The organism is Fundidesulfovibrio sp. (assembly GCF_058402725.1).
On record NZ_JBZVFJ010000139.1, the window covers coordinates 1 to 8759 of the forward strand.

Here is an 8759-nt window from a genome sequence, read left to right on the forward strand (position 1 = left end):
CCGAGGAGTTGGGCGGTGCGGGTTTTGTCGCCGTTTGCGATGCGGAAGGCGCGGTGGATGGCGCGGGTTTCGGCGTCGCGGACCACGTCGTCGAGGAGGAGGCTTTCGGGGAGGTCGTCGTGTTCGGCGAGTGGTGCGGGTCCGTGGTGGAATTCCAGGGGGAGGTCGTCGGGTTCCACGGTGGGGCCGGGATTGATGAGGACGAGGCGTTCGATGAGGTTTCGCAGTTCGCGGGCGTTTCCCGGCCAGGCGTAATCCTGGAAGGCGCGCAGTGTTTCGGGAGTGAGGAAGATGGGCGGGCGGTGGTAGCGCAGGCTGAAGTGTTCGATGAAGTGCGAGGCGAGCATGGGGATGTCTTCCTTGCGCAGACGCAGGGGTGGGAGGAAGACGGGGACGACGTTGAGCCGGTAGTAGAGGTCGGCGCGGAAGCGTCCGTCGCGGACCATTTCGAGGAGGTTGCGGTTTGTGGCGGCCACGATGCGCGCTTCGAAGGGGAGGTTCCGTTCTCCGCCGAGTCTGCGGAAAGTGCGTTGTTCGAGCACGCGCAGGAAGTCGGCCTGGTTGGCGGGTGGGATTTCGCCCACCTCGTCGAGGAAGAGGGTGCCGTCCTGGGCGAGTTCGAAGCTGCCTTTCTGTTGGCGGGAGGCGCCTGTGAAGGCCCCTGCTTCGTGTCCGAAGAACTTGTCGGCGAAGAGTTCACCCTTGAGGACGCCGCAGTTGACGGGGATGAAGGGTTTTTCCTTGCGGTTGGAGAAGACGTGGATGAGGCGGGCGAAGAGTTCCTTGCCGGTGCCGGATTCGCCCTGGAGGAGGACTGGCGCGTCGGATGGGGCCACCTGCGAGGCGAGTTTGTGCACGTCGCGCATGGCGCGGGAGCCGATGAGCACGGAGGTGACGCCGGTGGCTTCCCCTGGGAGTTCTTCGAGGTCCAGGCGTACCGGCAAATTTTTGCCGTTCTCCATAAAAGGGGCCTCCGTGGCGCAGACTGGGTGTGCGAAAGTGCGGCAAATCAATGCCGCACAAATTGGAGATAGCCTTTCGAGCATGTTTTTGGAAGCGAAAAGCGGCAAGTCCTTGCCAAAATGTGGCAAGCTTTTGCCGGACAGGAGGGCTGGATAATGGTTAACCATCCGTAATTTTTTAGATTTCGTCCAGGCATGCTTCTTGATTGTTCTTTAGCGAACAAGCGTGGGGGGCTGCGTCCGGGATGTCCGGACGGTCCAACGAGAATCCGGAAGCAAGGGAGAGCGTGCCAACATGAAATCGAGATGGTTGCGAGTGGGTATGGTGGTGCTGGCCTTGGGGCTGGCTGGGGCGGCGTTCGCCTACGCCGCGGGGGCGGACGGCGGCAAGGCCATGGCCGAGGCGGCCCAGGCCGCGGGCGCGCCTGCGGGGCCGTGGTGGATGTGGCCGGCCATTCTGCTGGTGTTCTGCTTCGTGCTGGGCATCATCGCGGTGCTGGCGGGCGTGGGCGGCGGCGTGCTCTTCGTGCCGTTGGTGAGCGGGTTCTTCCCCTTCCACCTGGACTTCGTGCGCGGCGCGGGCCTGCTGGTGGCCCTGGCGGGCGCGCTGGCGGCCGGCCCGGGTCTGTTGCGGCGCAACATGGCCAGCCTTCGTCTGGCCCTGCCCGTGGCGCTCATCGCCAGCGCCTGCGCCATCGTGGGCGCCATGATGGGCCTGGCGCTGCCCACCAACGTGATCCAGCTCTGCCTGGGCGGCACCATCCTGTTCATCGCGGTGCTGCTCCTGGTTTCCAAGAACACGGCCAAGCCCGTGGTGACCAAGCAGGACGCCCTGGGCATGGCCCTGGGCATGAACGGCGTCTACTACGACCCCTCCACCTGCGAGACCGTGGAGTGGAAGACCCACCGCACCCTGCCCGGTCTTCTGCTCTTCATCGTCATCGGCGTCATGGCGGGCATGTTCGGCCTGGGCGCGGGCTGGGCCAACGTGCCGGTGCTCAACCTGCTCATGGGCGCGCCCCTCAAGGTGGCCGTGGGCACCTCCAAGTTCCTGCTTTCCATCACCGACACGTCGGCCGCCTGGGTCTACCTGAACCAGGGCTGCGTGATTCCCCTGATGGCCATTCCTTCGGTCATCGGTCTCATGTGCGGTTCCTTCGTGGGCGTGAAGCTGCTGGCCAAGGCCAAGCCAAAGTTCATCCGCTACATGGTCATCGGCGTGCTGCTCTTCGCGGGCGGCAAGGCTCTGCTCAAGGGCCTGGGCTACTAACGTTTCCGAGACAAGGAGATCATCATGGCCGACGCGAAAAACGCCTGCGTCCCCGTCGAGACGCCCAAGGAACAAATCCTGTACGCCGACATCCTCTTCTGGGGATGCTGGGGCGGCCTGGCCCTCATGGCCGTCACCTACATCGTCTACCTTACGGGCCTGCTGCCCCCCCACGTTCCCATGGACGTGGTCACGAAGCTGTGGAGCCAGTCCGTGGGCACCTACCTGGAGAAGGGCAACGTGCCCAGCGGATGGGGCTGGGTGGTGCTCATGGGCAAGGGCGACTTCCTCAACTTCGCGGGCATCGTGCTCCTGGCGGGCCTGACCATCCTGGCCTACATCCCGCTGATCCCCGCGTTCCTTAAGAAGGGCGACAAGGTGTTCGCGCTGCTCTCCCTGCTCGAGGTGATCGTGCTCACGGTGGCCGCCTCGGGCATCGTGGGCAGTGGTGGACATTAGCGCCAAGGTCATGGAAAACGCCTAGACGCACCCCATGACCCGCCCCGCGCGATAAGGAAAACGCACGATGCCAATCCCCCCCGAAATCCTCGCTTCCATCGACCTTCCCGGCGTCCTGGACGGCCTGCCCCTGGGCGTGGCCGTCCTGGACCCGGAGGGCCGGGTGATCACGGTCAACAGCGCCCTGGAGCGCCTGACCGGAATCTCCAGGGAGGAGGCCCGGGGCGTGCCCTGCCGCCATGTGATCCGCTCGGGCCTGTGCCACAGGCGCTGCCCGGCGGAAGGCGGGGCCGACACGGACATCGTCAACCGCAACAGGGCGCGCATCCCCGTGCGCGTCAGCGCTGTGCCCGTGCGCGACGCCCTGGGGCGCGAGCTCTACCGCCTGGACATCGTGGAAGACCTGAGCGCGCTGCGCGAGATGGAGCGCCGCCTGGAAGAGCCCGGCGGCGTGGGCGGCCTGGTGGGCAAAAGCCCCGCCATGGAGCGCATCCTGCGCCTGCTCCCGGCCATGGCCCAGGCCGACGCGCCGGTGTGCGTCATCGGAGAGACCGGCGCGGGCAAGGACTCCGTGGCAGAGGCCATCCACAAGCTCTCGCCGCGCTCCCGCGAACCCTTCGTGCGCGTGGGCTGCGGCCCCACGCCGCCCCAGACCCTGGAGGCCGAGCTCTTCGGGCGCCGCGCAGCCTCGGGGGAGATCGTGCCCGGGGCCTTGCAGCGGGCAGGGGCCGGCACGGTCTACCTCTCCGACGTGGGCGATCTGCCCGAGGAGCTCCAGGTGCGCCTGGTGCGCCTGCTCGACGAGGGCGTGGCCGTGCCGGCCGGGGGCAGCGCCCCCCTGCGCTGCCAGGCCCGGGTGCTGGCCTCCTCCGGCGCGAGCCCCGAGGAGCTCACCCGGCAGGGGCGTCTGCGCCAGGACCTGGCCTACCGCCTGGGCGCGCTGCGCGTGGACCTGCCGCCCCTGCGCGAGCGCCCCGAGGACATCGAATTCCTGCTGGCCCATTTCCTGGAGGTGTTCGCCGCCAAGTTCCGCAAGGACGTGCGCGCCTTCACCCCCAAGGCCAGGCGGCTGCTCCTGGCGCACGACTACCCAGGCAACGTCCGCGAACTGCGCAACATCGTGGAGTTCGCCGTGATGGTCTGCACCAAGCCCGCCATTCCGCCGGCCTGCCTCCCGGCGCACCTGCTGGGCCTGCTGGGCCAGGGCGGGGAGGAGTAGGCCATGCGTCCCAAGAGAATTCTCGTTCCCCTCCACCGCGACGAGGTGGCCCCCCGGTTCGACCTGGCCGGAGAGGCCCTCATCGCCGACGTGGACCCGGGGGAATCCGGCTTCACCGCCGAGGAGTACCTTCTGCCCCAGGCTTCGGCCGAGGGCCTGTGCGACCTGGTGCTGCGCAAGGACGTGGACGTGGTGGTCTGCGGCGGCATCGAGGAAGAGTACTACCACTACCTGCGCTGGAAGCGGGTGGAGGTGCTCGACAACGTGGCCGGAAACGCCCGCGAGGCCATCGCACGCTTCGCGGCGGGACGCCTCAAGGCCGGCGAAATCCTCTTCGACAGGGGGCCAGGCCATGCTCGGTGACATCTTCCGCCGCCACTTCCGCGACCTGCACACCAGCGAGGACGCCATCTCGCCAGGGCGCTACAACGTGCTCAAGCGCAAGATCGTGGGGCTCATGGCCCTGGTGACGCTGTTGCCGCTGCTCTTCATGAGCGCCATCAACTTCATGGAGTTCCAGTCCACCATGGCCCGCGAGGTCCAGAATCCCTTGCGGGTGATCCTGGGCAAGACGCGCAACACCATCGAGCTCTTCCTGGCCGAGCGCGCCTCCACGGTGGCCTTCGTGGCCCAGGCCTACTCCTTCCAGGAGCTGGCCGACGAGCGCGCCCTGGGCCGCATCTTCCGCGTGATCCGCAAGGAGTTCGACGGCTTCGTGGACATGGGCCTCGTGGACTCCAAGGGCCGCATGGTCAGCTACGTGGGCCCCTACGACTTCAAGGGCCGCGACTACTCCGGGCAGGACTGGTTCGCCCAGGTGATGACCAGCGGCAAGTACATCTCCGACGTGTTCATGGGCTTCCGCAAGCTGCCGCACGTGGTCATCGCCATGCAGCACACCACAGAGGACGGCGAAACCTGGGTGGTGCGCGCCACCCTGGACACCCGCGTCTTCGACCGCATCATCGCCGCCATGAGCCTGGAGCCCGGCTCCGACGCCTTCCTGCTCAACCGCAAGGGCATTCTCCAGACCAGCTCCGCCCTCTACGGCAACGTGCTGGAGCCCTGCCCCCTGCGCCTGCCCCCCATCTCCTTCGAGCCCCAGGTGGTTGCCGCCAAGGACCCCGCCGGGCAGGACATCTACCTGAGCTACGCCTACTTCCCCACCACCGACTTCGTGCTCATGGCCACCAAGCCCCGACTCGGGGCCGTGAGCGCCTGGTACACCCTGCGCGGCGACCTGCTGCTCATCTTCGCGGTGGGCGTGGCGGCCATCTTCATGGTCACCTCCAAGGTGACGGGCATGCTGGTGAACCGCATGCGCGAGTCCGAGGAGCGCCGCTCCCTGGCCTTCCGCCAGGTGGAGCACGCCCAGAAGCTCTCCTCCATCGGCCGCCTGGCGGCGGGCGTGGCCCACGAGATCAACAACCCCCTGGCCATCATCAACGAGAAGGCCGGGCTCATGAAGGACCTCCTGGCCCTCCACGAGGATTTCAAGGGCAAGGCCCGGTTCTCCATCCAGGTGGAGGCCATCCTGCGCGCCGTGGAGCGCTGCCGGGGCATCACCCACCGCATGCTGGGCTTCGCCCGGCGCATGGACGTGAAGATCGAGGCCCTGAGCCTCAACGAGGTCATCCGCGAAACCTCCGGCTTCCTGGTGCGCGAGGCCGAGCACCGCAACGTGGAGCTTACCCTGGAACTCGACGAGAACCTCGCGCGCATCGAGAGCGACCGGGGCCAGCTCCAGCAGGTGATCCTGAACATCCTGAACAACGCCCTGGCCGCCGTGCCCGACAAGGGTCGCATCCTGGTGAAGAGCTGGAACGAAAGCCACGAGAGCGTGGGCTTCTCCATCACCGACAACGGCTGCGGCATGAGCCAGGACACCCTCAAATGCATCTTCGAGCCCTTCTTCACCACCAAACGCGGGAAAGGCACGGGCCTGGGGCTCTCCATCACCTACGGCATCATCAAGCGGCTGGGCGGGGAAGTGAGCGTGCAAAGCAAGGAAAGCGAAGGCAGCACCTTCTCCGTGGTGCTGCCCGTGATGGCCCCACCCTCGGCGGCCGTGGAGGCGCAATGATCATGAACGATTGGAAAATCCTCCTGGTGGACGACGAAGAGGAGTTCGTCTCCACCCTGTCGGAGCGCCTCTCCCTGCGCGGCCTGGAATGCCGCGTGGCCAAGGACGGCGAGGCGGGGCTGGCCATGATCGACCAGGACCCGCCCGACGTGGTGGTGCTGGACATGTTCATGCCAGGGCTCAAGGGCAACGAGGTGCTCCGGCGCATCAAGGAACGCCACCCCCGGGTGCAGGTGATCCTGCTCACCGGCCAGGGGGCCACCAAGGACGCCATGGAAGGAATGCGCCTGGGCGCGGTGGACTACATGATCAAGCCGCTCTCCATCGACGAGCTGACCGCCAAGATCGGCGAGGCCGTCAAGGCGGCAAGGAAATAGGCCCCGACATGGACCGCGCGCGCTTCATGGGCCGCATGGCCGCCAGCCTCAGCCACGACCTCTGCAACGTCCTGGCCGTCATCCAGCAGGCCTCGGGCCTCATGGGCGACTACCTCGCCCTGGCGCGCAAGAACCAGCGGCTCTCCCTGGGAGTGCTGCCCAGATTCAAGTACGACGCCAAGTTCCAGGAGATCATCGGACAGGTGCAGGTCCAGGTGGACCGCGGGCAGGACCTCTGCGAATCGCTCAGCCGCCTGGCCCACTCCTCCGACGACGCCCAGTCCCCCACGGACCTCGCGTTCGCGGCGTGGCTCATGGCGCGACTCTCGGGGCGCATGGCGAAGAAGAACAAGGTGGCCATCACCGTGGAGCCGGGCGACGGACGCGCCCTGGCGGAGGTGGCCATGGTGGACGCCCTGGCGGCCCTGGATGCGGCGCTTCTCGCCGCCGCCTGGCGCTGCCGCGAGCAGGGCGAACTGCGGCTTCGAGGCGGCCTCGAGGGCGACGAGGCCTACGTGGACATTCTGAATCCGGCGCTGAACGCCGGCGAGGCAGGCTCCCTGGCAGGGGAGCTGGCGGCGTGCCGGGGGCCCTTCCGGGCCAGGGCCGTCGAGGGCGGGGTGCGGCTGGGCTTTCCCAGGGCCGGCCGAGAGGGTTGAACGGTATTTCGGCGCGTGAGCGCCCAACGCTGGAAGGAGATACGCATGAACAAGATCAAGCTGCTTCTCGTGGACGATGAGGAGAACTTCGTCAACACCCTGGCCGAGCGCATGAAGATGCGCGACGTGCCCTCCAAGGTGGTCTATTCCGGCGAAGAGGCCCTGGAAGTGGTCAAGTTGCAGGAGCCCGACGTCATGGTGCTGGACCTGCGCATGCCCGGCATCGACGGCATGGAAGTGCTGCGCAAGGTGCGCGCCGTCAACCCCAAGGTGCAGGTGATCATCCTCACCGGCCACGGCACCGATCTCGACGAGGAAGAGGCCCGCAAGCTGGGCGCGTTCCACTACCACAAGAAGCCCATCGACATCGACGAACTCCTGGGAACCGTGAAGAAGGCCTACCGCGAGCGTATCGAGGACGCCATGGTGGCCGCCACCCTGGCCCAGGCCGGCGACTTCGACGGCGCGCAGGAAATCCTCGACGAGAACAGGTAACCGGGAGCGGGCCATGCGCCCAGACGTCCTGCTCATCGACGACGAGCGCGATTTCGTGGAGCTCCTGGCCCAGCGCCTGGAGGCCAGGGATCATCCGGCGCTCGCGGCCTACGACGCCGCCGGGGGAATCGGGCTCATGGAGCAGGGAGCCCTCCCCGTGGTGGTGCTCGACGTCAACCTCCCGGACCGGGGCGGCCTGGAGGTGCTCGAAGAGATCCGTCGGCGCTGGCCGCTCACCCAGGTGGTGATGCTCACCGGCCAGGCCGATCTGGGCACGGCCGTTGCCGGGATGAAGCTGGGCGCGCAGGACTACCTGGTGAAACCCACCGACGTGGAGGCCCTGGTGCGCGCCATCGTGCGCGCCAAGGGCCGCTTCCGGGAGCAGTCCGAGAGCCTGCGCGTGGCCGACACCGCGCGCATGGCCTCCCTGGGCCGCCTGGCCGGGGGCGTGGCCCACGAACTGCTCAACCCCGTGAACACCATCATGCAGAAGGCGGGCTGGGCGGCGGAACTGCTGGAAGAACCGGAATTCCAGGCCTGCCCGGGCCTGCCCGAGGTGCTGGCCGAGCTCAAGGGCATCGAGGCCCAGAGCAGGCGCTGCAAGGACGTGGTGGGCACGCTCATGCGCATGGGCGGGCGCATCGACCCCAGGCCCTGCGAGTTCGAGATGTCCCAGGTCCTGGAGGCCGTGGCCGCCCAGGTGGAGGCCAAGGCGCGGGAGAGGGGCGTGCGGGTGGCGGTCTCCTGCCAGCCCGGGCTGCCCCGGGTGACGCTGCCCCGGGCCGAGATCGAGCAGGTGTTGCGCCTGCTGGCCGACAACGCCCTGGAAGCCATGGCCCAGGCCCGCGCGGAGGGCGCGCACGCCCGTGAACCCGGCGGGGCGGGCGGTCAGCCCGGGGAGTTTCCGGACGCTCACGCCCGAGCTGGCGGTCTGCTCAGCCTCGGGGCGTTCCTTGGAGAAAGCGGCGATCTGGAGGCGCGCGTGGCGGACACGGGTCCCGGCGTGCCGGAAGAGATCGCCCCCCACATCTTCGAGCCTTTCTTCTCCACCAAGGACGTGGGCCAGGGCGCGGGCCTGGGCCTGTCCGCCTGCAAGGGGATCATGCGGTCGCTGGGCGGCGACGTGCTCCTGGAGCGCGCGGGCGGGCCGGGCGCGGTGTTCCGCGTGCTGGCCCCGCTGCCGGTCGCGGGCCAGGGGGGCTGAGCCGCGTCTGGGCGGCGCGCCCCAGCCGGGG

10 protein-coding genes are annotated in these 8759 nt (G+C 67.9%); 9 read left to right on the forward strand and 1 reads right to left on the reverse strand.

Annotated elements, in window-relative coordinates:
* The coding region (locus tag ACV4UX_RS15225; RefSeq protein ID WP_491594133.1) for a sigma-54 interaction domain-containing protein at positions 1–962 on the reverse strand (962 nt) is incomplete at its 3' end.
* Positions 963–1257: 295 nt separating this feature from the next.
* Between ACV4UX_RS15225 and ACV4UX_RS15230 the strand changes: the two genes are divergently transcribed.
* The 9 genes from ACV4UX_RS15230 (at position 1258) to ACV4UX_RS15270 (ending at position 8728) form a co-directional block, all read left to right on the forward strand.
* Positions 1258–2232, forward strand: a complete 975-nt coding sequence (locus tag ACV4UX_RS15230) for a sulfite exporter TauE/SafE family protein (RefSeq protein WP_491594134.1) — start codon at positions 1258–1260, stop codon at positions 2230–2232.
* Between the two features lie 24 nt (positions 2233–2256).
* Complete coding sequence (locus ACV4UX_RS15235; protein ID WP_491594135.1) at positions 2257–2691, forward strand: DUF1634 domain-containing protein; 435 nt, start codon at positions 2257–2259, stop codon at positions 2689–2691.
* Between the two features lie 67 nt (positions 2692–2758).
* A complete protein-coding gene (locus tag ACV4UX_RS15240) occupies positions 2759–3910 on the forward strand; it encodes a sigma 54-interacting transcriptional regulator (RefSeq protein ID WP_491594136.1) in 1152 nt (383 codons plus the stop codon).
* Between the two features lie 3 nt (positions 3911–3913).
* Positions 3914–4273, forward strand: a complete 360-nt coding sequence (locus ACV4UX_RS15245) for a NifB/NifX family molybdenum-iron cluster-binding protein (RefSeq protein ID WP_491594137.1) — start codon at positions 3914–3916, stop codon at positions 4271–4273.
* Positions 4263–5993, forward strand: a complete 1731-nt coding sequence (locus ACV4UX_RS15250; RefSeq protein ID WP_491594138.1) for a sensor histidine kinase — start codon at positions 4263–4265, stop codon at positions 5991–5993. The genes ACV4UX_RS15245 and ACV4UX_RS15250 overlap by 11 nt, the downstream gene beginning before the upstream one ends.
* 2 nt (positions 5994–5995) lie before the next feature.
* Positions 5996–6370, forward strand: coding sequence for a response regulator (locus tag ACV4UX_RS15255; protein ID WP_491594139.1), 375 nt, complete (start codon positions 5996–5998; stop codon positions 6368–6370).
* Between the two features lie 8 nt (positions 6371–6378).
* The gene (locus ACV4UX_RS15260) at positions 6379–7029 is read left to right on the forward strand and encodes a hypothetical protein (protein WP_491594140.1); all 651 of its coding nucleotides are present in this window, start codon (positions 6379–6381) and stop codon (positions 7027–7029) included.
* A gap of 45 nt (positions 7030–7074) precedes the next feature.
* A complete protein-coding gene (locus ACV4UX_RS15265; protein WP_491594141.1) occupies positions 7075–7524 on the forward strand; it encodes a response regulator in 450 nt (149 codons plus the stop codon).
* A 13-nt stretch (positions 7525–7537) separates the two neighbouring features.
* On the forward strand, positions 7538–8728 hold the full coding sequence (locus ACV4UX_RS15270; RefSeq protein WP_491594142.1) for a sensor histidine kinase: 1191 nt from the start codon (positions 7538–7540) through the stop codon (positions 8726–8728).
* Positions 8729–8759: the final 31 nt, after the last annotated feature.